Consider the following 26,204-nt stretch of genomic DNA (forward strand, 5'->3'; position numbering starts at 1 on the left):
CCATCGTGCGATCGAAGTGACGAAAAAACTTGGCAACCGGTTTGTTTTGGCCACGGCTTCAACCACTGTCGGCCATGGGAAGGCCGGCCGGAAGCCGGCCGGGACGCCCCGCTACCGCAGCGCGAGCCCCGTCCGGCCCGGCTCCTCCCACGTCCCGTCCGCCTCCCTGCCGACGTCCGGCTCCGCGTGCTCCGGCTCGGTCCCGGCCGGGTCCAGCGCGCCGGCCAGGTGGGGTGCGGCCACGCACGGCAGGAGCAGGTGCCACAGGTCGGTCAGCGAGTGGCGGGCGAGCCAGCCGGGCTCCTCCCGGGCCAGCACCTCGATGCCGGTCGTGGCGGCGAGAACGACGGCGCTGGAGCGGTGCGGCGGCACCCCGGCGGCGAGTTCGCCCTTGCGCTCCGCCTCGGCCAGCAGCTCGTGCACGCACTCCCGCCACTCCCGGCGCAGGTCCCGCACCCGTCCGGCGACCGCCTCGGCGTTCAGCCGAAGCCCCGCGCGCACCACGATGTCGGCGCACAGCAGCCGGGCGAGGTGGTGCGTGACGTCGACGAGGCGCTGGAGAGTGCACCCGTCGCCGCCGCGGCCCCGGACCGCGACCTGGCGCAGGGCACGGGCGGCCGCGTGCTCGACGGCCTCGGCCACGGCGGCCTTGTTCGCGAAGTGGAAGTGCAGTGCGCCGGAGCTGACGCCGGCACCCGCGCTGATCTCCGAGAGACTGGCCCGGACGTATCCCCGTGCCTCGAACTGCTCGGCCGCCGACCGGATCAGCGCGAGACGGGTCCGGACGGCCCGGTCCTGTTTGGTCACCCCTGGCTCCTGTGGAGGGCTCTGATGGCGACGCAATGAAACCAACTTGCTGGTTTTTGCACAACGCGCGGCCGGGCCGCAGGCCTTGGGTCCGGCCGGGCCGGGCCGTTCGGCCGCGCGCCTACGCCCGCAAATACGCCAGCACGGCCAGCACCCGGCGATGGGTCTCGTCCGCCGGTGGCAGGTCCAGTTTGGTGAGGATGCCGGAGATGTGCTTGCCGACGGCCGCCTCGGACACGACCAGTTCGCGGGCGATCGCGCCGTTGGACCTGCCCTCCGCGATCAGCGCCAGCACCTCCCGCTCACGCGGAGTGAGGCGCTCCAGCGGGTCACGGCGGCGGCGCAGCAACTGCCGTACGACCTCCGGGTCGACGACCGTGCCGCCGTCGGCCACCTCGCCGAGCGCCTCGACGAACTCCTCGACCTGGCCGACGCGGTCCTTGAGCAGATAGCCGACGCCCGTGCCGTCACCGGAGTCCAGCAGCTCGGCGGCGTAGCGGCGCTGCACGTACTGGCTGAGGACCAGGACGGGCAGCGTGGGCCGCTCCCCGCGCAGCCGCACGGCCGCGTGCAGGCCCTCGTCCTGGAACCCGGGCGGCATCCGCACGTCCGTCACGACCACGTCCGGGGTGTGCTCCTCGACGGCCGTGATCAGTGCCTCGGCATCCCCCACGGCCGCGACGACCTCGTGTCCGCAGCGGCCGAGCAGCCCGACGAGCCCGTCCCGCAGCAGCACGCTGTCCTCGGCCAGGACCACGCGCAGCGGTCGCTCAACTCGCAGGGCCACAAGGGATCTCCACACGCAGCAGGGTCGGTCCGCCGGGCGGACTGGACAGGGAGAGTCTGCCATCGAGCACCGACACCCGGTCGGCGAGTCCGGTCAGTCCGCTGCCCTCCCCGGCCCTGGCACCGCCGCGCCCGTCGTCGCGGATCCGAAGGACCAGCCGGCCGTCGCGGTGCCCGCCGCTCACCTCCGCCCGGCTCGCCCCGCTGTGCCTGCCCACGTTGGCGAGCGCCTCGCAGACCACGAAGTACGCGGCGGCCTCGACGGCTTGGGAGAGCCGCCCGGGCAGCTCCAGGTCGACGTCCACGGGCACGGCCGAGCGGTCGGCGGCGTCGGCGACGGCGGCTTCGAGGCCGTAGTCGGCGAGGACCTTGGGGTGGATGCCGTGGATGAGCTCGCGCAGCTCCGCGAGGGCCGTGCCCGCCTCCTCATGGGCCTTGGCGAGCTGGTCGGCCAGCGGACCCGGCGGGGCGTCCAGCCGGGCCAGGCCGAGCGTCATCGTCAGGGCGACGAGCCGCTGCTGCGCCCCGTCGTGCAGATCGCGCTCGATCCGCCGCCGTTCCGCCTCGAACGCGTCCACCAACCGCACCCGGGACCGGGCCAGTTCGACCACCCTGGTCCCCAGGTCGGCATCCCGCGGGGCGATCAGCAGCCGCGTCAGCCCGGCCCGCGCACCGGCGGCGACGCCCAGCAGGTAGGCGCCCAGGGCCAGCAGGACCAGCCCGCAAGCGGCGAACCCGAAGGCCGCGGGCCAGCTGGTGACGGTCCACAGCTTGAGGACCTTCGCCTCCTGCCCGTCGCCGACGGTGGCCATCAGCAGCGGCGTGAGCGCCACGGACAGCGGGCAGAGCAGGGCGACGAACAGCGCGAGGGCGTCGACCGGCCACAACAGCCCCGCGAACAGCAGGGCGTGGCCGAGCTCGCGCCAGGTGGCCCTCTCCCGCAGCCGGGTCGTCAGCCACGCCCGCAGGCCCGGCTCGCCGGGCGTCCCGTGCTGCCCGGGCGCCGGGTCCGGGTCGACGAGCCGCAGCCTGTGCCGCTCGATGGCGGTGACCGGGATGCCCGCCAGGACCGTGCAGACGAGCAGCGGCAGCCCCACCAGGGCGAGCGCGAACACACCCCCGACCGCCACCGAGGCCACGATTCCCACGAGCACGACGACGCCGGTCACCACACCGGTGAGCAGGTACGCGGCGGAGCGCCACGGCCACGCCGACATCAGGTAGCCGGGGCGGGCCATGGCCTGCCACACGTTCCGAGACTGCATGGGGATCACCGTAGAAGCCCCTCGGGGTCCGGGCCATGGGCTCAGGCGGAGGCTCAGAGGTATGCCTGGCCCTACCTCAGGTCTAGGCTCCGCCGCACTGCGCCGACCCGCCTCCGTGCGATGTCGTGGAAGCCAACGGTCAATCGACACGAGGCAGGGAACCCATGACACACGACGCCATCCGGCTGGACTCCGTCACCAGGACGTACGGACCCGTGACCGCACTCGACGACGTCTCCCTGGCGTTCCCCGCCGGGTCCTTCACGGCCGTCATGGGGCCCTCCGGCTCCGGCAAGTCGACCCTGCTCCAGTGCGCCGCCGGCCTGGACCGGCCCACCTCCGGCTCGGTCACCGTCGCCGGCACCGAACTGACCGGGCTGAGCGAGCGGCGGCTGACCCTGCTGCGCCGCGAACGCGTCGGGTTCGTCTTCCAGGCGTTCAACCTGCTGCCCTCGCTGACCGCCGGGCAGAACGTGGCCCTGCCCCTGCGACTGGCCGGCCGGCGCGTACCGAAGGCCCGGGTGCGCCAGGCGCTCCAACAAGTCGGCCTCGCCGAGCGGGCCCGGCACAGACCTGGGCAGCTGTCCGGCGGCCAGCAGCAACGCGTCGCCCTGGCCCGCGCTTTGATCACCCGACCCGACGTGCTGTTCGCCGACGAACCGACCGGCGCCCTGGACACGCGGACCGGCCGCGAGGTGCTCGGGCTGCTGCGCGGCATGGTCGACCGCGAGGGCCAGACGGTCGTCATGGTCACGCACGACCCGGTGGCCGCCGCCTGTGCCGACCGCGTGCTCTTCCTCGTCGACGGGCGCGTACACGGGGAGTTGACCGGCCCGAGCGCCGACGCCGTCGCCGCGCGCATGACCCGCCTGGAGGCCGTGCCGTGCTGAGCGTCTCCCTGCGCACCCTGCGCACCCGCTGGGCCGCCTTCACCGGCAGCTTCGTCGCGCTCTCGCTGGGCGTGGCGCTGCTGACCGTGACAGGCCTGGCCCTGGCCTCGTCGGCCACCGCACCGGAGCGGTCCCCCGAACGCTTCGCGGCGGCGCCGGCCGTCGTCAAGGGCCAGGACACGCTGCGCGTTCCGACCGCGATCGGCGACCACGAGTCCCGGCTCGCCCACCCGCGCCCGGTCCCCGCCGCGACCGTCGCCGAGTTGCGGAAGCTGGGCCCGGTCGTGGCGGACAGGTCCTTCGCCGTCCGTGCCGCGGACGCCCCCACGGACCTGGTCGGCCACCCCTGGCCCACCGCCGCGTTCGCCCCCTACGACCTCGCCGCCGGCCGAGCCCCCCGCACCGCCGACGAGGTCGCCGTCACCGGAGACTGGACGCGCCCCGGCCGGCGGCTCCACACCGACCGCGGCCCGGTACGCGTCGTCGGCACGCTCACCTCGCGCGGCTTCGAGAACGCCGTGTTCTTCACCGACGCCCGCGCCGCCCAACTGGCGCCCTCGGTCACGCAGTGGGCTGTCGAGGCCGACCCGGCAGCCGTACGGGAGGCGGTGGGCGACAGCGCCCAGGTCCTCACCGGGACCGCGCGCCGCCTCGCCGACGCCGATCCCGGCCGGGACAGCGAGGCGCTCACGGCGATGAACTCCCTGTTCGGCACCGCCGGCGGCGTCACCGCCTTCGTGTCGGTCTTCGTCGTGGCGTCGACCTTCGCCTTCGTGGTCGCCCAGCGGCGCCGGGAGTTCGCCCTGCTGCGCACCGCCGGGGCCACCCCGGGCCAGATCCGCCGGACCGTCCTCACCGAGGCGCTCGCCGTCGGCGCCCTCGCCTCGGCCACCGGCTGCGTCCTGGGCTCCCACGGAGCGCCACGCCTCGCGGCCTGGGTCGCCGACAACGGCCTCGCCCCGGCCTGGTTCACCATCGGCGACCATGCCTGGCCGTACCACGCGGCCTTCTGGACCGGCCTGCTCGTCGCGCTGTGCGGAGCGACCGCGGCGTCCTGGCGGGCCGGCCGCACCGGCCCCACCGAGGCGCTGCGCGAGGCCTCGGCGGAGAGCAGGACCATCACCCGCGGCCGTCTGCTGTACGGCACGGGCCTGCTGCTGACGGCCGCGGTGACACTGGGCCTGTCCCTGACCGGCGACCCGGCCGGTCTGCTGCACCGCAAGTCCTACATCAGCCGCCCGATGCTGCTGATCACCGCGGCCGCCCTGCTCTCCCCGCTCGTGCTGCGCCCGCTGACCCGGCTGCTGACGCGACTGCCGGGTGCCTGCGCCATGCTGGTCCGCGAGAACACCACCGCCGGCATGCGCCGCACCGCCGCGCTCGCGGCGCCCGTCCTGGTCACCGTCGCCCTCGCGGGTTCCCTGCTCGGCGCCACCGCGACCCTGAACCGGGCGAAGACCACCGAGACGAGCGAGCGCACCACCGCCGCTTTCGTCGTGACCCCGCCGGCCGGCACCGGCTTCGACGCCGCCGCCCTGCGCAGACTGCGCGCCGTCCCGGGCGCCGAGATGTCACCGACGTCCTCGACGGCCGTCCACGTCCTGGAGGACGACGTGGCCCTCGTCCGCTCCGAGGCCCGCGCCGCCACCCCCGGCCCCCTCGCGGCCACCACCCGCCTGCCCCTGGCCGCCGGCGCGGTGGGCGATCTCGACGACGACTCGATCATCGTCAACGAGGAGTGGCAGCGGCACCGGGTGGGCGACCGGATCCGCGTCTGGCTCGGCGACGGGACGCCGCGGACCCTGCGGATCGCCGCGGTGATGACCACCGGCACCGGCGACAACGGCGTCTACGTCACCCCGCGCAACGCCCCTGGCGCCACGGTCGACCGGATCGACGTGACCCTGACCGACGACGCGGACCCGCAATCCGTCGCCACCGCCCTGCGCAAGGCGCTCGGCACCGGGAACGGACAGGTCCTCACCCGCGACGCATGGATCCGGGCCACCCACCCCGAGACCAACCGCACCACCCGCCTCGGCCTCCTGCTGGTCCTCGGCATCGCCCTCCTCTACACGGGCATCTCCGTGGCCAACACCATGGTCATGGCGACGTCCGACCGGGCCCGCGACCTGGCCGTGCTGCGGCTGGCCGGAGCCACCCGGTGGCAGGTCCTGCGGCTGACCGGCGCCGAGGCCCTGACGATCGTGGCGGCCGGCGCCCTCCTCGGCCTCCTGGTCGCCGCCGTCAACCTGGCCGGCATGGCGAGCGCCCTCGCCCTGCTGTCGGCCCCGGCCGCGATCGAGCTCCCGTGGCAGGCCCTCGGCACGACGACGGCCGTGTGCGCCCTCCTCGCCGTGGCCTCGGCGCTCGTCCCGGCCGCCCTCACCCTGCGCCGCCGCCCGGTGGAACTGGCGGGCGTACGGGAGTGACGCCCCGAGGGCGGGTCCATCTCATGATGAAACCGATAACCTGGCAGCCGTGAAACGGACCTCGTTCGACACCTGGCCCTGCTCCATCGCCCGCACCGCCGACATCCTGGGCGACGCCTGGAGCCTCCTGGTGCTGCGCGAGGTCTTCTACGGCGAATCCCGCTTCGACGGCTTCATCGGCTCGCTCGGCATCGCCCGCAACACCCTCACCGACCGGCTGCGGCGCCTGGAGTCCGAGGGCCTGCTGCGGCGGCAGGCCTACCAGAGCGACCCGGTCCGCCACGAGTACCTGCTGACGGACAAGGGCCGCGACTTCTTCGGCGTACTGGCCGCGATCAACGCCTGGGGCGACCGCTGGCTGGCCGGCGACGAGGGCGCCCCGGTCGTCCTGCACCACACGCCCTGCGACCACGACACCGAGGCCCGGGTCGTCTGCTCCTCCTGCGGCGAGCCGCTGCGCCACCAGGACCTGACCGCCCGCACCGGCCCCGGCTACCCGGCCCGCCTCCTCGACGACCCCGCCGTACGGGAACGCTTCGCCCCCGGCCGGCCGCTGGGGGACGCCCGAGCCGACCAGTCCTGAGAGCTTCCCTCACGCGGCCCCCCGCGCCGTCCGTCCGCTCCCGGTGTCCTGGGCAGCACACCGCTCACCCGAACCCTGGTGGAGCCACCCGGCTGCAGGGCCTCGGTCTCCGCGGCGGCTCCGCACCCGTCACGCGCCGCTCTTCACCGTCTCCGCATACATGTCGACGTACTCCTGGCCGGACAGAGCCGAGATCTCGGCCGTGATGCTCGTCGTCACCGCGCGGCGGGTCCGGCGGTCCGATTCCCGCCCGAGGTGCTCCGCGAACGTCATCGCGGGACCGAACCTCGCGTCGAAGCTTGCGCGATACAGCCGCTTGGCGCCCTTGGGGTGCACCCGCTCCGTACCGATGAGGCCGCACGGAATCACCGGTGCCCCGCTGCGCAGGGCCAGCCAGGCGGTGCCGGTGGTGCCCTTGTAGAGGCGGCCGTCGGGTGAACGGGTGCCCTCGATGTGGATGCCGACGCCGTCGCCTTCCGCCAGAACACTCAGGGACAGCTCCAGCCCGGCCATGGTTCCCGTGCCGCTCGTCCTGTCCACCGAGATCATTCCGACGGATCGGAAGAACATCCTCTGCAGCCGGCCCTTGATGCCCGGCACCTCCAGCCAGCCCTGCTTTCCGACGAAGTACAGCAGTCGTGGCGTCAGGAGCGCGATGAAAATGGAGTCGAAGAATGAGAGGTGATTCGCAGCAATGATGAACGGGCCGCTCGCGGGTATGTTGCGAACTCCCTCCACCCGGGGGCGGAAAATGAGTTTCAGCGGGATCAGGAGGATCCTCCGCAGCAGCATTCGAAACATGTGCCTGTCCTGTCCGTACGAGGGCCGTTTCGGATTTTAACGCGACCCGCTTAAGTAAGACTTAGAAGCCGCTTCTGAAAGAAAGTCATCGACGCACTCGACTGTTTTCCCGGGTAAACTCTCCTTCACCTTCAGCCAGTTCGTTCTTCATCGGATGTGAGAGACCAGGAGCGCCGTGTCCAAGCCCATCACGCCTGATTCCGTACGTACCTTCATAGAGCAAGAACTCGTCGATTTCGGCGCCGAACCGGACGCGATCTCGGACGACATCTCACTGGACGCCCTCGACATCGACTCCCTCGCTGTCGTCGAACTCGTCGCCTCGGTCAAGCGGCGGTTCGCCGTCGAGATCCCCTTCGAGGACATACCGCGCACCAGCACGGTCTCGGCGGTGTGCGAGCTCATCCGCTCCCGGGCCGCGGCGGCCTGAGCCGCCGCGCCGCCGGCCCTCACGGACGTTCAGCAGCCGGCGGCGCGTACCGGCGGCGCTCCCACGGATACGCGGGCAGCGTCAGGACGCGGCGCGGCAGACCGGCGAACGAGGGCTCGGCGCCCGGGTCCAGGAACTCGGCCACCGGACACTCCCGGTCCTCGGCCAGCGCCTCCAAGGCGGCCCGGGCCTGCTCCCGGCCGGCCGCCGCCACCCGCACCCGGGTGGCCAGCGCGGCCCTTCCGTGAGTGAGGGTGTAGGCGAAGGCGGGGTAGTCCTCGTCCTTGACCGTGGTCAGATGCGCGGCCAGCAGCCCGGCGTAGACGCGCAGCGCGGCGGGCGTACGCGCGGACACCTCGAATCCGGTGACCTCCACCGCCTGACCGGCCGCCGGAGTGGCGGACGCCTCCGCCCCGCCCAGGATGACGTGCGCGTTGGTGCCGCTCATCCCGAATGAGCTCACGCCCGCGTACGCCCCGGCCCCGGCCGGCCATGGCTCCAGCCGCTCCGGCACCCGGAAGCCGGTGCCCGCGAGGTCGATCCGCGGGTTGAGGGTGGTGAAGTGCGGCACGGGCGGCGCGGCCCGGTGCCGCAGGCTCAGCATCGCCTTGAGCAGGCCCAGTACGCCGGCCGCCGACTCGGTGTGGCCGAGGTTCGCCTTGGCGGCGCCGAGCAGCACGGGGGCCGCACCACCAGGCCGGCCGAGCGCCTCGGCCAGCGCCTCCACCTCGATGGGGTCGCCGAGCGCCGTCCCCGTGCCGTGCGTCTCCACGTACCCGACGTCTGCCGGGCCCAGCCCCGCGTCGGCGAGCGCGCGTTCCACGAGCGCGGTCTGTGCCGCCACGCTGGGCGCGGTGAACCCCGAGGCGGCACCGTCGTGGTTGACGGCCGACCCGTGGATCACCGCGTGCACCCGGTCGCCGTCCCTCACCGCGTCCGCCAGCCGCTTCAGTACGACGACTCCGCAGCCCTCGGCACGGGTGAAACCGGTGGCACGCGCGTCGAAGGGGCGGCACACCCCGTCCGGGGAGAGCGCCCCGGTCCGAGCCGCGAACTCGGTGGCCCGCGGGGACAGCACCAGGTTGACCCCGCCGGCCAGCGCGACGTCGCACTCGCCCGTGGCCAGCGCCTGACGGGCCATGTGCACCGTCACCAGGGACGACGAGCACGCGGTGTCGACGGCGGCCACCGGCCCGGTGAGCCCGAGCGTGTGCGCGAGCCGACCCGCCGCGAAGCAGTGGCCGTTGCCGGTCGCCCAGTACACGTCGGACTCGCCAGGCATCCACTCGCGGTAGTCCTGCCCGGTGACGCCGACGTACAGCCCGCAGTTTCCGCCGGGCCGGGCCAGGCCCGCGTCCTCCAGCGCCTCCCAGGCCACCTCGAGCAGCAGCCGGTGCTGCGGGTCCAGGGCACGGGCCTCACGCGGAGCGATGCCGAAGAACGGGGCGTCGAACTCCAGGACCTCGTCCAGGAACCCGCCCCGGTGCGGCACCTCGTCCCAGGAGTCGCCGAAGGGGTGGCGCCGATGCTCGGGAATGGGCCGGACCGCATCGCCACCGGCGGCCAGCAGCCGCCAGTAGCCGTCCATGTCGGCGACGCCGCCCGGGGCACGCAGACCGACCCCGACGACGGCGACGGTCCGTCCCCCGCGCAGCGCGGCGAGTTCCGCACGCAGCCCGCGGATGGTCTCCATGGCCCGGCTGACCGGCGTCGCCCCGGATGCCGTCGGCCCGCTCATCGCTGTTCCCCGTCCACGAGTTCTGCCCCCACTCGCTCCATGAGCGCCTGGGACAGCGGCCGGAGACTGGCGTACGTCCACAGCAGCGTCGGTGACAGCTTCAAGCCGAAGTCGGCCTCCAGACGGTTGCGCAGTTCCAGGCTCATCAGCGAGTCCAGGCCGAGGGACTTCAGCGGTGTCTCGCGGTCGATGGAGTCCGCGGCGATGCGCAGCACCCGGCCCGCCAGGTGCCGTACCCGCTGCTCGACGAGGTCGGGGCGGCCCTCGGGGGCGCAGGCGGCGAGCTGTTGCCGGAACGCGCCGCGCGTGGCGGGACCGGTGGACCGGCCGGCTGCCGCCAGCCCGCTCCAGCTGGGCAGACTCGCCGTCGCCGGGTACGTCTCGAACCAGCGTCGCGCGTCGAGTGACAGATAGCCCACGACGGTCTCGCCGTCCCGCAGGAACTCCTCCAGCGCTCGCCAGGCGTCGGCCGCCGGGAACGGGTCCATTCCGCGGTCCGCGAGACGCGCGCCGCGGTTCTCGCTGCGGGCGGCCAGTCCCATGCCGTCGAAGCTGCCCCACTGGACGCTCAGAGCCGGGCGGCCCGCGTGCCGGCGGGCCACCGCAAGGGCGTCGAGGTAGGTGTTGGCCGCCGCGTAGGACGCCTGGCCGACGTTGCCCACCAGGCCCGCGGCCGAGGAGAACATGACGAAGAGGTCCAGCGGGTCGTCGGCGGTCAGCCGGTCCAGATGGCGGGCCCCGTCCACCTTGGGCGCCAGCACCCGGGCGACCTGCGCGGCGTCCAGTCCCTGGACCACGCCGTCGTCGAGGATCCCAGCCGCGTGGAACACGCCACGCAGCGGCGGCAGTTCGGCGCGTATCCGGTGCAGGACGGCCGCCAGCGCCGCCTCGTCGGCGACGTCCGCCCGCGCCACGCTCACCGTGACGCCGGCCGCACGCAGCGCCCCCACGCGAGCGGCGGCCTCCGGGCCCGGCTCCGAGCGGCCCAGCAAGGTGAGGACCGTGGCCCCGCGCACGGCCAGGTGCTCGGCGAGCGAGAGGCCGAGGTCGCCCAGACCTCCGGTGATCAGATAGCTGCCGTCGGCCCGGAAACTCCCGTACGACAGCGGGTCCGCGACCACCCGGCGCACCCGGTGCGGCTCGTGCAGGACGAACTTGCCGATGTGGTCCCCGTGCGACATGGCACGCAGCGCCTCGGCCGCCCGGTCGAAGGTGTACGGGATGACGGGCAGCGGGCGGATGCGGCCCGCGGCGACCTCGTCCCACACCGCGTGGAGGACCCGGGCGAACCGCTCCGGACGGCGCATCACCAGCCCTTCGAGGTCGATGGCCGCGAAGCTGATGCCCTTGCGGAAGGTGCGCAGGTCGAGCCGGCGGCCGCCGTGGATGTCCTTCTTGCCGACCTCCAGGAACCGGCCGTCCTCGGCGAGCACGTCGAGACCCCGGATCAGGGCCGCGCCCGTCAGCGAGTTGAGGACGACGTCGACTCCCCGGCCGCCGGTGAGGTCGAGCACGGCGTCGGCCCACGCCAGGTCGCGGGAGTCGAAGACGTGCCGCACGCCGAGACCGCGCAGATGGTCGCGCTTGGCGGGACTGCCCGCGGTGGCCATCACCTCGGCGCCGAGGAGCTGTGCGATCTGAACGGCGGCGAGGCCGAGGCCGCCGGCGGCCGAATGGATCAGGACGCGGTCGCCCTTCTCGACGCGGGCCAGGTCGTGCAACGCGTACCAGGCGGTGGCGACGACCAGCGGCAGCGCGGCGGCCTCGGCCTGGGTCATGCCGTCGGGGACGAGGCGGGCGTGCTCGGCACTCAGCGTCAGGTGGGAAACCATCGCACCGAACTTGCAGGCCACCACACGGTCACCGGCCCGGAACCCGGTGGTGTCCGGGCCCACCGCGACGACCCGGCCGGCGCAGTCCCCGCCGAGCAGCTCCTTGCCGCCGGACTCGTCGGGGTAGGTGCCCATCGCCTTCATCACGTCGATGAAGTTCAGGGATGTGGCATCCACCTCGATCTCTATCTCACCGGGGCCGGGCGCGCGGCGCACCAGCGGCAGGAAGCGCAGCGACTCCCACTGGCCGGGCCGGGGGCCGGGATGCAGCCGGAACGGCTGACCCGCCGTGTACGGCACGGGCGTCTCCGCGTCCGTGCCCAGCCCGGCGGTGCGCTCCAGTCGGCCCGCGAGCCGTCGGCCCGCCCGCAACAGGACCTGGTCCTCCCGCCGTTCCTCGCACAGTTCGCGTACGGCGTACGACGCCCAGCCGTCCTCGGCCGCCCGGTCGACGAGTGTGGCGGCGAGACCCGGATGCTCGCCGCGCAGGACGCGGGTGAAGCCCCAGTACAGGGCGGCCCCGGGGTCAGGCCGCTCGCCGGCCGTCGCCTGGGCGTGTGTCGTCAGCACGGTCAGCCGCGGTGCGGTCGGCCGGTCGAGGGCCGCGCCCGCCAGCGCGGACAGCACGGTCAGCCCGGCCCGCTGAGCGGCCTCCCCGGCCGTCGCGTCGGGGGCGGCGAACACGACGTCTGTGATGTCCGACGCCCGGCGCAGCACCGCCGCCCAGGCGCCACGGTCGGCGGCGTCCGCCTCCGGCAGGGCGACCCCTTCGGCGCCCAGGGCGGCCGCGAGTTCCTTCACCATGCCGGCCGATGCCTCGGGGCCGCACACCAGCCACCGTGCCTCGCGGCCCGCCCCCTCGCCCGGCTCGACCTCGTGGAAGGCGAACCGGTGCACCCGCTCCAGGGCGGGGTCGGAGTCGCCCTCCAAGGCCAAGGGGTGCAGTTCGAGCCCCGTCAGCCGGACCAGGGGGCGGCGGTCGGTGTCGTACAGCCAGAGGTCGAAGCGGCCGTCGGGGCGGCGGCGGGCGTGCGCCCACAGGTCGGTGACCTCCGCCGACAGGCCGGGGAGCAGGTCGATGCGGCCGACGCCGACCGGCACGACCGTCCCCGTGTCGTCCGACAGCGGGAGCGACAACTGCAACGCGCCGTCCCACAGTGCCGGGTGGAGGGTGAAGCGGCGGGCACCCGCCCGGCAGCGCTCGTCGAGCCGGAGCAGCCCGAGCACCTCGTCGGCGGTGGCGTACAGCTCGCGCACGCTGCGAAAGGCCGGGCCGTACTGCAGGCCTCGGGCGGCGCAGGCGGCGTAGAAGGTGTCGGGGTCCGTTGCCGGGGCCTGGAGCAGGGCTTCGGGGAATTCCGGGGCGGGTGGGGCGTCGTGCCCGTACGACACACGAGCCGTGGTGTGCCGGGTCCAGGCGTCGGCACCCGTCGGCAGCGAGAGCAGCTCGACTCCGGCGCCGTCGGCCGCGTCCTCGCGCCAGAGGACACCCAGTCGCAGGGCGTCGTCGGCGAGCGTCATGTCGCGCTGCAGGGAAAGGCCGTGCAGCGCGGACGGCAGGCCGCCGGTGCGTGCGGAGGCTGTGCCCAGGCAGAGTTCGACGGCGGCCGCGGCGGGAACGACGACCGCGTCGTGCACCCGGTGGTCGTCGAGCCAGGGGTGGGCGACGGTGTCGAGGTCGAGTGTGCCTTGCCAGACGTCCGCCTCGGCGGGAACCGGCGCGAGCGGGAGGGCGAAGGAGGCGGCTCGGTCCGCGGGCCGGCGCACGGAGTCCACCCAGTGCCGCTCCCGCTGCCACGGGTACGTCGGCACGTGCGCGTCCCGGCCCAGCGGCACCCGCCCGAAGGGAGTGAGCCCCGACACGTACGCCCGGGCGAACGACTCGGCGAGGTCCTCCGGGGCGCCCCGGTCGCGGTGCAGGGTGCCCTGGACGGCCGGCGGCTCGGGATCCGAGGCGACCAGCTGCTCCAGCGCGGGGACCAGCACCGGGTGGGCGCTGATCTCCACGAAGTGGGTGACGCCCTCGTCGATCAGGGTGCGGACGGAGTCGGCGAACAGCACCGGGCGGCCCAGGTTCTCCACCCAGTACGCGGCGTCCATCTCCGGCCCGTGCAGCAGTTGCGTGCGCACCGTCGACATCAGCGGCAGCTCGGCCCGACGGGGTCGGACGGGTGCCAGCACCTCGAGCAGTTCGTCGGTGAGGCCCCGCATCAGCGGGCTGTGGGAGGCGTAGTCGACATCGACCAGTCGGCAGAACGTGCCGTCGGCCTCCAGGAGTTCCTTCAGCAGCAGCACCGAATCGGTCTCGCCGGACAGGACGCACGAGCGGGGGCCGTTGTGCACGGCCAGCGCCACGCTGTCCTCGAAGCCCTCCAGCGCGGCACGCGCCGCGTCCGCGTCCAGGTCCACGGCGAGCATGCGGCCGGTGCCGGCGCTGGTGCGCAACAGGACCGCGCTGCGCCGGGCCACGATGAGGGCGGCGTCCTCCACGGACAGGATGCCGGCGACGGTCGCGGCGGCGATCTCGCCCTGGCTGTGGCCGACGACGACGTCCGGTTCGACACCCGCGGCCCGCCAGACCGCGGCCAGCCCCACGCAGACAGTCCAGAGCACGGGCTGCACGATGTCGACCCGCCCCATCCACGCGTCCCCGACGGCCCCGGTGACGATGTCGGTCACGTCCCAGTCGACGTGCGGGGCCAGGGCGGCGGCACAGCGGTCGACCGAGGCTGCGAAGACCGGGTCGGAGGCGTACAGGCGCTGCCCCATGGCCGCCCACTGCCAGCCCTGTCCGGGAAACACGAAGGCGGTCCGGCCGTGCTCCCGGGCCCGTCCGGTGACGACGCCGGGCAGCTCGATGTCGGGTTCGGCGGCGAACTTCTCCAGCAGGGCCGTCAGTTCGCCCGTGTCGGTGGCCACCGCACCGGCCCGGAACGGGAAGTGGTCGCGTTGCCAGCCCAGCGCCCCGGCCAGCCGCCGGGGTTCGGCGCCGGGCCGCTGGAGCGCGTGGCGCACATCGCGGGCCCGCTGGGCGAGCGCGGCCGGGGTGTGGCCGCTCAGCGGCGTCAGGAAGGGTGCCGTCGTGTCGACGGGCGGTTCCACGACGGCGGCCCTCTCGGGCGGTGGGCCGGTGACGACGGCGTGGGCGTTGGTGCCGCCCCAGCCGAAGGAGCTGACGCCCAGGTAGACGGGGCCGTCCTCGGGCAGCGGCAGCGGCTTCCGCACGACGTGCAGGTTCAGGTCGTCGAAGGGGATTCTCGGGTTGAGCTCGGCGGAGTGCAGGCTGGGCGGCACGACACCGTGTCGCAGGGACAGGACCGCCTTGAACAGGCCGGCGAACCCGGCGGCGGCCTCGAGGTGGCCGATGTTGCTCTTCACGGACCCGACGGGAAGGGGCCGGCCCGCCCGCTCCGGGGCCTGGCCGATCACCCGGCCGATGGCCGCCGCCTCGGTCGGGTCGCCGCGCCGGGTGCCGGTGCCGTGGGCTTCGACGTAGGCGACCCGGTCGAGCGGGACGCCGGACTTCTCGTAGACCTGGCGCAGCACGTCCTCCTGCCCTTCCTGGCTGGGTGTCACCAGGCTGGGGCCGCCGCCGTCGTTGTTGACGGCGGTGCCCGCGATGACGGCGTGCACCCGGTCGCCGTCGCGCAGGGCACGGTCGAGCCGCTTGAGGTAGACGGCGGCAGCGCCCTCGCCCCGGACGAATCCGTCGGCGTCGGCCCCGAAGGTGGCGCAGCGGTCGTTCGGGGACAGCCCGCCGAAGTGGGTCAGTCCGATCGTCACCTCGGGGGTGACCATGAGGTTGGCCGCGCCGACGAGGGCGCCGTCCACCTCGCCGACGCGGATCGCCTGGCAGGCCAGGTGCAGGGCGACCAACGCGGAGGAGCAGCCGGTCTCGAGGTTGAGGCTGGGACCCATCAGGCCCATGAAGTAGGAGACGCGGGCCGAGAGCATGTCCAGGGAGGTGCCGGCGATGGAGTGCTGCGAGATCGGCACACCGCGGTTGTTGCGCAGATTCTCGTAGTCGTGCCAGATCCCGGCGCTGTATACGCCGATGCGGGAACCGCGCAGCGAGGCGGCCGGTACGCCCGCGTCCTCCACCGCCTGCCAGGCGGCCTCCAGCAGCAGCCGCTGCTGGGGGTCCATCACCTTGGCCTCGCGCGGGGAGATGCCGAAGAAGGCGGCGTCGAACTGGTCGACGTCCGCCAGGAATCCGCCGCGCTCCTGGATCCGCTTCTCCGGGTCCAGGACCTCCTGGGCGTTCCAGCGGTCGGCGGGGACGGAGCGGATCGCGTCGCCGCCCTCGATCAGCAACTGCCAGAAACTGTCCATGTCCGGGGCTTCGGGGAAACGCCCCGCCATCCCCACGATGGCGATCTGCTCTGCCGGGTCCTGCTTCACTTCCTACCTCCGTAACCCGGCGGCCGGTGCCCGGGCCGGGACGTTCGTGAGTTCTCTGGGGGCGTCGGCCCTAGCGCGGGACGCGCAGGACCACCGCGGACGCGCCGGGGCGGTCGTCCGATGTCAGGACCAGGGCCGCGGTGGCGGCGCCGAGCCGCTGGGGCGTGTCGCTCACGGCGAGCTGGGGCAGCGCCGGATCCCAGTCGGCGAGCCCCGCCGTGGCAGGCGCCTCGCCGACCGCCAACGCCTTCGCGGCCAGGGCCACTTGGAGCAGGGCGGTGGTGCCGGCGCAATCCCCCAGTGCGGCGCACGCGGTGAAGACCGGGGTGTCCGCGCCGAGCGTCTTGTACAGGGCGTGGGCCTCGGCCCGGTCGACCGGGCCGGAACCGTCGGCCGAGGAGCAGACGAGTCCGACAGCCCCGGGCACGAGGCCGGCCGCTGCCAGGGCGGTGTCGACGGCACGCGCCGCGGCCTCCCCGTCCGTGTCGCCGGTGTCGCCCAGGGCGGTGCTCACGGCGGCGACCTCGGCGTGGATCCGGGCGCCGCGCTCGCGGGCCCGGCCGGCGTCCTCGACGACGAGGACCACGACGGCCTCGCCGGGGAGGTGACCGGTGCGGCCGGGCGCGAAGGGGCGCGGCAGGTGCGCGGAACGGCCGCCGGCGCTTCCGCCCACGGCACCCTCGGCGGCGCCTTCGTGCACCGCACCGGCACCGAGCGTGAGCGGGTCCAGCACGTCCACCGCCGCCACCAGCACCACCTCGGCCTGACCGGTGCGGACGAGGTCGGCCGCTACGGTCAGAGCCTCGGCTCCGGAGCAGCGGCCGGCCGTGACCGTCGCGACGGGGCCCTCGGCATCCGCGGCGATGGCGAGGTCGGAGACGGCGGCGTTCAGGCTTCCCTGGGGGCCGGCATACGGGCTGACCAGGTCCACCCCGAGGGTGAGGCCGTCGTGGAGGACCTGCAGATAGCCCGTCAGGCCCGCGCCCGCCGTGCCCAGGACGACACCGAGGTCCTCCGGGGCGGGCGCGCCGCCCGCGTCGAGCCCCGCGTCCTGCCAGGCCAGCAGGCCCGCCCGGGACACCAGCAGTGACTCGCGGCTCAGCGCGCGCAGCCGCCGCCGGCCGAAGGCGGACACGTCGGACAGGTCGTCGGGAAGCGCGGCGGCCGGCGCGGGACCCCGACCGGGGTACAGCCCCTCGGGCGCGGCCACGTCCGTGACCGCCGTACGCCCCGTCAGCAGGCCCTCCCAGGTGGCGTCGAGTCCCGCGCCCAGCGCGGTTGCCAGTCCCACGCCGGTGACAGCGGCCGATGTGCTCATCCTGCGTTCCCTCCGGAGCCCGGCCGGGTGAACACGGTGCAGGCCGTGTTGCCCCCAAAACCGAAAGCGTTGTTGACGACCACCTCCAGCGGCGCCTGCCGCGCCGCGCCGTACACGAGGTCGACCGCGCAGTCGGGGTCCGGGTCGACGAGGTTGGCGGTGGGCGGGATCACTCCGTCGCGCAGCGCGAGCACACAAGCCACCGCCTCGATCGCGCTGGCCGCGCCCTGGGTGTGCCCGAGCGCCCCCTTCAGGGAGGAGACGGCGGGGCCGCGCTCCCCGAAAACGGCCCGCACGGCCGCCGCCTCGACGCTGTCGTTCGACGGGGTGCCGGTGCCGTGCGCGCTGATGTGCCCGACCCGGTCGAGCGGCACCCCGGACATGGCCAGGGCCCGCTCCAGGGAGCGGCGGGCGCCGCGCCCTTGCGGATGCGGTGCCGTCATGTGGTGGGCGTCGCAGGCGGACGCCCACCCGGCGAGCTCGGCGTACACGCGCGCTCCGCGCAAGCGGGCGTGCTCGTACGACTCAAGGACGAGTGCGGCAGCGCCCTCGGAGACGACGAGCCCGGAGCGGTTGCGGTCGAACGGGCGCAGCGCGTCGTCGGTGAGCGAGCGCAGGCTGGCGAACATCATCATGATGCCGGTGGACAACTCGTCCGCCCCGCCCGCGATCATCACGTCCGCCCGGCCCGCCCGGATCGCCTCCGCGGCGTACGCGAGCGCGCTGTTGCCCGACGCGCAGGCGGTCGCCACGACCGAGCTGGGCCCGAGGAATCCGTGTTCCCGGGCGACGGCGTCGGCGAGGCCCACGACGGGGCGTGGTCCCGCGGCCGGGGCATCCGTACCGTTCGTGCCCGGATCCGTGCCCCCACCACGGTGATACCGCGTCACCGCCGGTTCCAGCGCCGCCCGGTTCCCCAGCAGCGTGCCGAAGCACACCCCGGCCCGGGCCGGGTCGCCCGCCCACGGGGCGAGGCCGGCGTCGGCGGTCGCCGCCACCGCCGACGCCACCGCCAGCCGGGTGACACGGTCGCCGTCGCCGCGCGGGGCGACGAAACCGCGCACCTCACCGGCCAGCCGCCCCGCGAAGTCGGCGGCGTCCGGCCGGTCCAGCGGGCGGGTGCCGACGACTCCGCGTACGGCGGCGTCCCAGAAGTCCTCCAGCGTCTCCCCGACGGGGGTGAGGACGCCGAGGCCGGTCACCACCACGCGGGCGGAGCGGTCCACCACTGCGTTCACCTGTGCTCCCTCAGATGCCGATTCCGCCGTCGATCTGGATGACCTGGCCCGTGATGTAGGCGGCACGGTCCGAGGCGAGGAAGGCGACCGCGTCGGCCACCTCGTCCGCCGTGCCGGTCCGCCGCAGCGGGATGTCGGCGACGACCCGCCGGCGGGCCTTCTCGTCCAGGGCGGCGGTCATGTCCGTCTCGATGAGTCCCGGCGCCACCACGTTGGCGCGGACGCCGAACCGGGCCACTTCCTTGGCCAGCGACTTGGAGAAGCCGACGATCCCGGCCTTGGAGGCCGCGTAGTTGGTCTGCGAGGCGTTGCCGCGCAGGCCGGCCACGGACGACACGTTGACGATCGCGCCCCGGTGGCGGCTCATCATCGACATGATCGCCGCCCGGCACACGGTGAACGTCCCCGTGAGGTTGGTGTCGACGACGGCGTCCCAGTGCTCCCGGTCCATCACGGCCAGGGGCATGTCCCGGATGATTCCGGCGTTGGTCACCAGCGCGTCGACGGCGCCGAGTCGTTCCTCGGTCTCCTCCAGCCAGGCGCGCACCGCGGCCTGGTCCGTGACGTCCACCACGGCCCCGTGCACCCGCACGCCGTGCTTCTCGGCGAGTTCCTCGAGCCCGGCGGCTCCGGCGGACGGGGTGCGGTGGCAGTAACCGACGTGGTATCCGTCGGCCAGGAAGCGCTCGACCACCGCGCGGCCGATGCCGCGGGAGCCGCCGGTGACCAGGGCCGTGCGGGTGTCGGCTGTCATGAGGACGCCTCGAACTGCTCGACGAGCAGCGCGTAGGTCTCCTGGAGCGAGCGCACCTTCTGCAGGTTCGACTCGGCCAGCTTCACACCGTACTTGCGCTCCAGGGTCACCAGGATCTCCAGCGCCAGCAGCGAGTCGACGTCGAGTGTCTCCTTGAAGTCCGCGGTGTCGGTGACCTCGGCGACGTCGACATCGATGACCTCGGCGATGGTGGCGCGCAGGTCCTCCAGGTCGAGGGGGGTGGTGAGTTCGGGCATGGCGGTTCCTCCGTCGTGAGTGCTGGGCAGGGTCGGGTACAGCGGGGGCCGGTCGGTCAGACCAGGCCTTCGCCGCCGTCGACGTCGATGACGTTGCCGGTGATCCAGGAGGAGTCGCTGGCAGACAGCATGACGACGGCTTCGGCGACGTCCTCGGTCGTGGTGATCCGGCCGTGCGGGTTCGCCTCGCCGGCCCGGCCGGCCAGGATGTCGCTGCCGGGGATGCGGACCAGGGCCGGGGTCATGGTCAGTCCGGCGCGCACGGCGTTCACGGCGATGCCCGAGGGCGCCAGTTCGACGGCCAGCTGCCGGACGTGGGAGACGAGGGCGGACTTCGCGGCGGACACCGCGCCGTAGCTCGGCATGACCCGGGCGTCGCCCCGGCTGGTCAGCGCGAACACCTTGGAACCGCGGGTCAGCAGGCCTGCGGTGTACAGGTCGCGCACCCAGTAGACGAGGCTGTGGCCCATGACGTCGACCGTCATGTCCATCTGCCGGGGCGTGATGACGTCCGGCTGTCCCTCCTTCGGAATGAACGGGAGCAGACTGCCGAACGCGAGCGAGTGCAGCAGCACCCGCACTCCGTCCGGGCCGGTCAGGTCGGCCAGCCGCGCGACGACCTCGGTACGCGTCTGCTCCTTCGCGGCGTTGAGGTTGTGGAAGGAGGTCCGGACGCCGAGCGCGTGCAGCTCCCCGACGAGCGCGTCGGCCTCCTCCTGCTGGGCGGTGGTGCCGAAGTACACGCCGAAGACGTTGGCGCCCTCGCGGGCCATGGCGAGGGCGGTGGCCCGGCCCATGCCGCTGGAGGCGCCGAGTATCAGGCACCACGATCCCTTGACGGATGACAGCATGCTTTCCTCTTGCTCGGTGGATGGGTCGGGTGGGGAGGGCGGTCGGTGAGGAGGTCGCCCGCGGGTCTCAGCGGGCGTCGACGGCGGCGAAGGCGAGGTTGCCTTCCCGGGAGGCGACGACCACGGCCTCGGGGCCCCCGCGGTCCCGCCGCAGGGCGCGGGCGAGCAGCTCGAGCGGGGCCAGTGCGCCCGCCCGGGCCGGGCCGACCGCATCCGTCACCGCGGTCGTACCGGCGCACCAGGCGCGCACCGCGTCCGCGGCCGTGCGCGCCGTGGGCGAATGGTCGGTCACCAGGTGCAGGGACAGCGGGCGCGCCGGGCATACCTCGTCCAGCGCGTGCTGTACCGCGCGCCCGGCCCGCTCGCGCCCGGCCGGGGTGGCGGCGGCCCGGGGCGGCAGGAAGCGCAGCGCGGTCCGTACGACGGGTCCGGGGGCGTCGGCGGTCCGGGGCCGCAGGAGCAGCAGCCCGGCCCCCGACTCGGGTACGGCGTCGCCGGCCTGCGGATCGGGTGCCTCGGTGGCCCCCGCGAGGACCAGGTCGCCGCGCCCGGCGGACAGCGCGCGGGCGGCCAGGTGCACCGCTTCCAGACCGGCCACCCGGGGTGAACTCACGGTGAGGTTGAAGCCCTTGAAGCGGTGTTCGGTGGACAGCTTGGCCGCGACGAGGTTCACCGAGAAGAAGGGCACGGTCATGGGGCTGAGCGTGTCGAAACCCCCGGTCCGTACGGCTCCCGCGATGTCGGCGTGCAGTGCGGTCACGGCGCTGTTGGTGCCGACCACGATCCCGCGCCGCTCCTCGGCATGCTGCTCGGGTTCCGCTCCGGCCAGAGCCTCCCGGGCGGCCGCCAGCAGATAGTGGCAGGCCTGGGGCAGGTACCGGTAGCCGCGCCCCAGCCGGGTGCGGTGGTCGAACCACTGTGCGTCCGGCGGGAGCGGCACGGGCGGTACGACGAGGCCGGCGCCGGTGATCGTCGCCTCGGCCACGGTGTCTCGGGCGGTCACCGCGTCTCACCCCCGAACACCAGCGAGACGTTGCTGCCGCCGAACGCGTAGGCGTTGAGCAGGATCCGGGGCCGCTCCAGCCGTACCGGGCCGGTCCGCGGCAGCCACACCGGGCACGCGGGGTCCTGCCGTTGTGGGGCGATGTTCGCGGGTACGAGCGCGTGCCGTGTCATCAGTGCGGCGGCCACGACGGCGAACGCGGCGGCGGCGCCCGCGGTGTGTCCGATGAACGCCTTCAGACTGAACAGCGGTATTCGCTCAAGGTGTTCGCCGAGCGCCTCGCGCAGCACGCGGGCCTCCAGCACGTCGTTGTGCTCGGTCCCCGTGCCGTGCGGCACCACACAGCCGATGTCCTCGGCACCGTCCGCCTCCCGCAAGGCCTCGCGGGCGGCCCGCAGGGGCTGGTCGCCCGCCGGGTCCGGTGCGGTGAGGTGATGGGCGTCGCAGCTCCAGCCGGTGCCGCGCAGACGGCCGTACGACGGCCTGCCCGCCGCGGCCCGCGCGGACTGCACGACGAGCATCGCCGCGCCCTCCCCGAACACGGTGCCCCGGCGGTCGGTGTCGAACGGACGGCACAGCTCGGGGTCGTTCGCCCCGAGCCGGCTGAAGCTGGCCAGCGGCGCCCAGGACAGCGCCTCGGCACCCCCGACCAGCACGGTGTCGGCCTCGCCGCGGCGCACGAGGTCCATGGCGACCGACAGGGCATACCCGCTGGCGGCACAGGCGTTGCTGACGTTGATATTGGTGCCGAACGCACCGAGTTCGCCGCCGACCTCGGAGGCGAGCCGGAACACGGGCATCCACCCGGCCGCCGGGGACGACAGGCCGTCGCGCTCGCCGCTCTCACCGGCCGCGGTGCCGATGACCACAGCCATGTCGGCGGTCTCGTCCTCGCTCAGCCCTGCGTCGGCCACGGCCTGCCGGGCCGCGTGCAGCGCGAGCCGGGTGGCCCGGCCGTGCGGCTCACCGGCCCTCGGCGACCACTGCGGCCCGTCCGGGACCTGGTAGGCGAGGACGTCGGGCACCCGGTCGGTGAGCCCGGCCACCGGGGTCGGGCGCGGGGCCGCCGAGGTCAGTCCGGTCCAGAACGCCCCCACCCCGGTGCCGAGGCAGCTGACCGCACCGAGCCCGGTGACATGGATCTCGGGGATGGTGGCGGCCGCCATGCTCAGCTCACCCCCGCGGATGTGACGGACTCGCTCACGAACGCGTGGACCGCGTCGGCGAACTCGCGCGGCCGTTCGGCCATCGGGAAGTGCCCGCAGCCGTCGAGCAGGCACAGCCTTCCGCGGGGCAGTGCCTCGGCCAGGACCGCGGCGTCCTCCGGCGGCGCGAACCGGTCGTCACGGCCGGCCACCGCGAGGACCGGCAGGTCGAGTGCGGCGGTGTCGAGGAAAGGGCTGCGCAGATAGCTGTCGTAGAAGCGGAGCCAGCCGTAGGGGCCGACCCGGTCGCGTACCAGCAGGGCCATGTCGTGGCGTATCCCGGCGTCCAGCGGGCGCGTCGAGGCGAGGCGCAGCGCCTCGTCGAACACGTCCTGGAAGATGCTCAGGTAATGCCGAGCGGTGTCCCAGTGGAAGTCCGCCGGGTCGCGCCGGTGGAAGGGCGAGACCACCACGAGCGCACCGGGGCGGGCCTGCGGGGATGCGGCGGCCAGGTGTTCCAGCGCCAGGAGCGCGGAGTAGGAGTGGACGATCAGGACGTCGACGCCCCCCGGCACCTCGTCCATCGCCGCGCCGATCCAGTCGGCCGGGTCGCCGCCCGGCAGGCTCCACGCCGGTGCGCCGGTCTGCCCCCAGGGCAGCTCCGCGGTCCACAACTCGACGTCGGGCGCGGCATGCTGCCCGTACGCGCTCCAGGTGGTGCCGGTGGCCGCCAGTCCGTGCAGGGCCAGCGCACGCACGGGGCGCTCGTGTGTCGTGGCCCGCGTTCTCCGGACGACGACATGAATCCCGGTCATGGCTACCCCGCTCACAACTCATCGATGGCCCCGGCGGCTCTCGTCATACGACCGCTGCTCGCCCGGAGTTGGAGCATAGGTAATTCCTCTTAACCCTCGCTTAACGACTGGTTGACCTGCTCAATGAGAGCCGGACGCAAAACCGTTGCCCGATGTTCGCAAGGAGTTCGTAAGTCAGTTTTAAGGACCCCGAATTACGCTGCGTAAACGCTCGGGCAGTTCCGGGGTTTCCAACGGATCGCATGCGACAGGCCCGGCACGAACCAATCGAGGAGGGCCTGATGGTCGACAACGTGATCGACCGGCTGCACGACCCCGCGGTGTACGCGATGCCCGCGATGGCGCTGCTGATCGTGATCGAACTGCTGGCGATCAAGTTCGGTGACGACCCCGACGGGCGGCAGGGTTACGACCTTCGGGACCACCGGGCGAGCATCATCACCGGCCTCGGCGCGCTGGTCTCGTCCACCCTGCTGCGCACCGTGGCGCTGGCGCTGTACCTGCTGGTCTACGAGTATGTGGCGCCGTGGCAGCTGTCGTCGACGGCCTGGACGACCTGGTTCATCGTCTTCTGGGGCGTCGAGTTCCTGCTCTACTGGTACCACCGGGCCGCGCACGCCATCCGGCTGATCTGGGCCGGTCACCAGGTCCACCACTCCAGCCAGTACCTGAACCTGTCCACCGCGCTGCGCCGCAAGTGGGCGCAGTGGTTCGAGAAGATGGTCTGGCTGCCGCTGCCGCTCCTCGGCGTCCACCCCGCCCTGGTGTTCACGATGCACTCGGTGCACCTGCTGTGGGGGCTGTTCGCGCACACCGAGAAGATCGGCAAGCTGCCGCGTCCCATCGAGTACGTCTTCGTGACGCCCTCGCACCACCGGGTCCACCACGGCAGCGACCCGGAGTACCTGGACAAGAACTTCGGCAGCATCCTCATCATCTGGGACCGGATCTTCGGCACCTTCCAGCCCGAGCTGCACCGGCCGACGTACGGCCTGACCAAGCCGTTGGAGAGCTTCAGCATCTGGAAGATCCAGCTGCACGAGTTCGCCAACATGGTGCGGGACGTGCGCCAGGCCAGGACGTTCCGGCACAAGCTGGGCTACGTCTTCGGCCCGCCCGGCTGGAAGCCCGCCGACGACCCCGGCACCGGCCACGCCGACCGCCCCGAGCCGAAGTCCGCAACCGTGGAACTGCCCGGAGCGGCGACGTGAGCCGACCGCACACCGCGGCGGAACCGCAGGAGGCGGAAGCCGCCCGGCGCGGCATGCGCGGCCATCCCTGGCTGACCGTCCTGACCTTGTCCGTCGGCGCGATGATGGTCTCGCTGGACACGACGATCGTCACGGTCGCCCAGCCGGCCATGCAGGCGGACCTGCACACGGATCTCACCGGCGTCCAGTGGGTCACGGACGGCTACCTCCTGGCCGTGGCCGCGCTCCTGATCACCGCGGGCCGGCTCGGCGACCGCTTCGGACACCGCACGGTGTTCCTGGTGGGCGCCGCGGGTTTCACCGCCTCGTCGGTGGCCATCGGCCTGTCCTCCAGCCTGGGCTGGGTGGTCGCCCTGCGCGTGGTGCAGGGCGTCTTCGGCGCGCTGATGCAGCCCGCCACGCTGGGGCTGCTGCGCAGCGCGTTCCCGCCCGAGCGGCTCAACCAGCCCATCGCGGTGCGCAGCGCCGTCATCGCCGCCTCCACCGCCGCCGGTCCGGTGGTCGGCGGTCTGCTCGTCGAACACGCCCACTGGGGCTGGGTGTTCTTCCTCAACGTTCCGCTGGGCGCCGTTGCCCTCCTGCTGGGCGTAACCGTCCTCGGCGACGTGCGCGACGAGGACGCGGGTGGCCGCCTCGACCTCGTCGGCATGCTGCTGGTGGCCGGCTCCCTGGGTTCGCTGGTGTGGGGCCTGGCCGCGGTGGCGGACGCCGGCTGGACCGACCTGGAGGCGTTGCCCTACCTCGCGGCGGGTGCGGTGCTCGGCGCCGCCTTCGTCGCGTGGGAGCGGCGCAGCACGCACCCCCTGGTGCCACTGCGGCTGTTCCGCTCGGCGCCGTTCACCTCGGGTGTCGTCACGATGGCCGTGATGGGATGCGTGATGGTCGGCGCGCCCTTCGTGCTGATCTTCTACCTGCAGAACGTGCTCGGTCTCTCGCCCGCCGAATCCGGTGTCCGGGTCCTGAGCCTGACGCTGCTGATGATCGTGGGTGCGCCGCCCGCGGCGATCTGGATCGGCAAGGCGGGCCCGCGGATCCCGGTGGCCGTCGGACTGACCGTCATCGCCGCGGCGATGTGCGCCCTGGCCGGACTCGACGCGGACTCCGGCACCTTGCACACGACCCTGTGCTTCCTGCTGCTGGGTCTCGGCTTCAGCCCGGTCATGGTGGGCGGTACCAAGCTCGTCATGAGCAACGCCCCGAAGGAGCTGTCCGGGGTGGCCGGCGGCATGCAGCAGACGGCCATGCAGGTCGGGGGCAGCCTCGGCATCGCGGTCGTCAGTGCCGTCGTCATGACGTACACGGCGGACCGGTTGCCGTCCCGGCTCGCGGCCGCCGGGGTCACGCTGCCGTCGGACCGGACCGAGGAGGCCGTACGGTCCGTGGCCGTCGGGCTGCCACCCGACCTCGGCACCGGTACGGCCGCCCACGGTGTGCTGGAGCGGATCGGCCAGTCGGTGTTCCTCGACGGAATGCAGTACGCGCTGCTGGCCACGGCCGCGGTGGCGGCGCTGGGGGCCGTCGTGGTGGCACGGGCCCGGCAGGACTGACCGGCCACTGTTCCGACCGGAATGCCCCTCGGGCCGCCGATTCGTCTCCCCGGCTGTGCCCGCCGCTGTCCTCGCTCCCGTTTTTCCCCGCTATTTCGTC

General features: G+C 73.6%; 20 protein-coding genes. 6 read left to right on the forward strand and 14 right to left on the reverse strand.

What is annotated here, in order from left to right:
- Positions 1-111: 111 nt before the first annotated feature.
- The 3 genes from ACZ6TU_RS07550 to ACZ6TU_RS07560 form a co-directional block, all read right to left on the reverse strand.
- Positions 112-807: a ScbR family autoregulator-binding transcription factor gene (locus tag ACZ6TU_RS07550; RefSeq protein ID WP_467679318.1), complete on the reverse strand. Its 696-nt coding sequence runs from the start codon at positions 805-807 to the stop codon at positions 112-114.
- A 121-nt stretch (positions 808-928) separates the two neighbouring features.
- Positions 929-1,588 carry a response regulator gene (locus ACZ6TU_RS07555; protein WP_467679451.1) on the reverse strand — a complete coding sequence of 220 codons (660 nt, stop codon included), beginning with the start codon at positions 1,586-1,588 and terminating at the stop codon, positions 929-931.
- Positions 1,578-2,858 carry a sensor histidine kinase gene (locus tag ACZ6TU_RS07560; protein ID WP_467679320.1) on the reverse strand — a complete coding sequence of 427 codons (1,281 nt, stop codon included), beginning with the start codon at positions 2,856-2,858 and terminating at the stop codon, positions 1,578-1,580. Before ACZ6TU_RS07560 ends, ACZ6TU_RS07555 begins: the two co-directional genes overlap by 11 nt.
- A gap of 164 nt (positions 2,859-3,022) precedes the next feature.
- Here ACZ6TU_RS07560 and ACZ6TU_RS07565 point away from each other — a divergent pair, with 164 nt between their 5' ends.
- The 3 genes from ACZ6TU_RS07565 to ACZ6TU_RS07575 are packed head-to-tail and all read left to right on the forward strand — an operon-like array spanning position 3,023 to position 6,763.
- Positions 3,023-3,748: an ABC transporter ATP-binding protein gene (locus ACZ6TU_RS07565; protein ID WP_469547298.1), complete on the forward strand. Its 726-nt coding sequence runs from the start codon at positions 3,023-3,025 to the stop codon at positions 3,746-3,748.
- On the forward strand, positions 3,742-6,180 hold the full coding sequence (locus ACZ6TU_RS07570) for an FtsX-like permease family protein (RefSeq protein WP_469547299.1): 2,439 nt from the start codon (positions 3,742-3,744) through the stop codon (positions 6,178-6,180). The genes ACZ6TU_RS07565 and ACZ6TU_RS07570 overlap by 7 nt, the downstream gene beginning before the upstream one ends.
- Positions 6,181-6,229: 49 nt before the next feature.
- Positions 6,230-6,763, forward strand: coding sequence for a winged helix-turn-helix transcriptional regulator (locus ACZ6TU_RS07575; protein WP_467679326.1), 534 nt, complete (start codon positions 6,230-6,232; stop codon positions 6,761-6,763).
- Between the two features lie 129 nt (positions 6,764-6,892).
- Here the strand turns inward: ACZ6TU_RS07575 and ACZ6TU_RS07580 are convergent, their stop codons facing one another.
- Positions 6,893-7,564 (reverse strand): lysophospholipid acyltransferase family protein, encoded by a 672-nt coding sequence (locus ACZ6TU_RS07580; protein WP_467679328.1) that lies wholly within the window; start codon positions 7,562-7,564, stop codon positions 6,893-6,895.
- 175 nt (positions 7,565-7,739) lie between these two features.
- Between ACZ6TU_RS07580 and ACZ6TU_RS07585 the strand changes: the two genes are divergently transcribed.
- Positions 7,740-7,994 (forward strand): acyl carrier protein, encoded by a 255-nt coding sequence (locus ACZ6TU_RS07585; RefSeq protein ID WP_467679330.1) that lies wholly within the window; start codon positions 7,740-7,742, stop codon positions 7,992-7,994.
- Positions 7,995-8,013: 19 nt separating this feature from the next.
- Here ACZ6TU_RS07585 and ACZ6TU_RS07590 read toward each other — a convergent pair whose 3' ends face one another.
- The 10 genes from ACZ6TU_RS07590 to ACZ6TU_RS07635 form a co-directional block, all read right to left on the reverse strand.
- A complete protein-coding gene (locus ACZ6TU_RS07590; protein WP_469547300.1) occupies positions 8,014-9,732 on the reverse strand; it encodes a beta-ketoacyl synthase N-terminal-like domain-containing protein in 1,719 nt (572 codons plus the stop codon).
- Positions 9,729-15,965 carry a type I polyketide synthase gene (locus ACZ6TU_RS07595; protein ID WP_469547302.1) on the reverse strand — a complete coding sequence of 2,079 codons (6,237 nt, stop codon included), beginning with the start codon at positions 15,963-15,965 and terminating at the stop codon, positions 9,729-9,731. The genes ACZ6TU_RS07590 and ACZ6TU_RS07595 overlap by 4 nt, the downstream gene beginning before the upstream one ends.
- A gap of 70 nt (positions 15,966-16,035) precedes the next feature.
- Positions 16,036-17,283, reverse strand: a complete 1,248-nt coding sequence (locus ACZ6TU_RS07600) for a beta-ketoacyl synthase N-terminal-like domain-containing protein (protein ID WP_469547304.1) — start codon at positions 17,281-17,283, stop codon at positions 16,036-16,038.
- Positions 17,280-18,521 (reverse strand): beta-ketoacyl-[acyl-carrier-protein] synthase family protein, encoded by a 1,242-nt coding sequence (locus ACZ6TU_RS07605; protein WP_469547306.1) that lies wholly within the window; start codon positions 18,519-18,521, stop codon positions 17,280-17,282. The genes ACZ6TU_RS07600 and ACZ6TU_RS07605 overlap by 4 nt, the downstream gene beginning before the upstream one ends.
- Positions 18,522-18,531: 10 nt before the next feature.
- The gene (fabG, locus tag ACZ6TU_RS07610; RefSeq protein WP_467679340.1) at positions 18,532-19,275 is read right to left on the reverse strand and encodes a 3-oxoacyl-[acyl-carrier-protein] reductase; all 744 of its coding nucleotides are present in this window, start codon (positions 19,273-19,275) and stop codon (positions 18,532-18,534) included.
- On the reverse strand, positions 19,272-19,532 hold the full coding sequence (locus ACZ6TU_RS07615; protein WP_467679342.1) for an acyl carrier protein: 261 nt from the start codon (positions 19,530-19,532) through the stop codon (positions 19,272-19,274). The genes fabG and ACZ6TU_RS07615 overlap by 4 nt, the downstream gene beginning before the upstream one ends.
- 56 nt (positions 19,533-19,588) lie before the next feature.
- Positions 19,589-20,383, reverse strand: coding sequence for an SDR family oxidoreductase (locus tag ACZ6TU_RS07620; protein ID WP_467679344.1), 795 nt, complete (start codon positions 20,381-20,383; stop codon positions 19,589-19,591).
- A gap of 67 nt (positions 20,384-20,450) precedes the next feature.
- Positions 20,451-21,386, reverse strand: a complete 936-nt coding sequence (locus tag ACZ6TU_RS07625; RefSeq protein ID WP_469547309.1) for a beta-ketoacyl synthase N-terminal-like domain-containing protein — start codon at positions 21,384-21,386, stop codon at positions 20,451-20,453.
- Positions 21,383-22,552, reverse strand: a complete 1,170-nt coding sequence (locus tag ACZ6TU_RS07630; protein WP_469547311.1) for a beta-ketoacyl-[acyl-carrier-protein] synthase family protein — start codon at positions 22,550-22,552, stop codon at positions 21,383-21,385. The genes ACZ6TU_RS07625 and ACZ6TU_RS07630 overlap by 4 nt, the downstream gene beginning before the upstream one ends.
- A gap of 2 nt (positions 22,553-22,554) precedes the next feature.
- The gene (locus ACZ6TU_RS07635) at positions 22,555-23,346 is read right to left on the reverse strand and encodes an alpha/beta fold hydrolase (RefSeq protein WP_467679350.1); all 792 of its coding nucleotides are present in this window, start codon (positions 23,344-23,346) and stop codon (positions 22,555-22,557) included.
- Between the two features lie 281 nt (positions 23,347-23,627).
- On the opposite strand from ACZ6TU_RS07635, the gene ACZ6TU_RS07640 reads away from it, so the two are divergent.
- Positions 23,628-24,557 (forward strand): sterol desaturase family protein, encoded by a 930-nt coding sequence (locus tag ACZ6TU_RS07640; protein WP_467679352.1) that lies wholly within the window; start codon positions 23,628-23,630, stop codon positions 24,555-24,557.
- The gene (locus tag ACZ6TU_RS07645) at positions 24,554-26,104 is read left to right on the forward strand and encodes a DHA2 family efflux MFS transporter permease subunit (RefSeq protein WP_469547314.1); all 1,551 of its coding nucleotides are present in this window, start codon (positions 24,554-24,556) and stop codon (positions 26,102-26,104) included. Before ACZ6TU_RS07640 ends, ACZ6TU_RS07645 begins: the two co-directional genes overlap by 4 nt.
- The last annotated feature ends 100 nt before the right edge of the window (positions 26,105-26,204 follow it).

This window comes from Streptomyces sp. NPDC052064 (assembly GCF_055585925.1).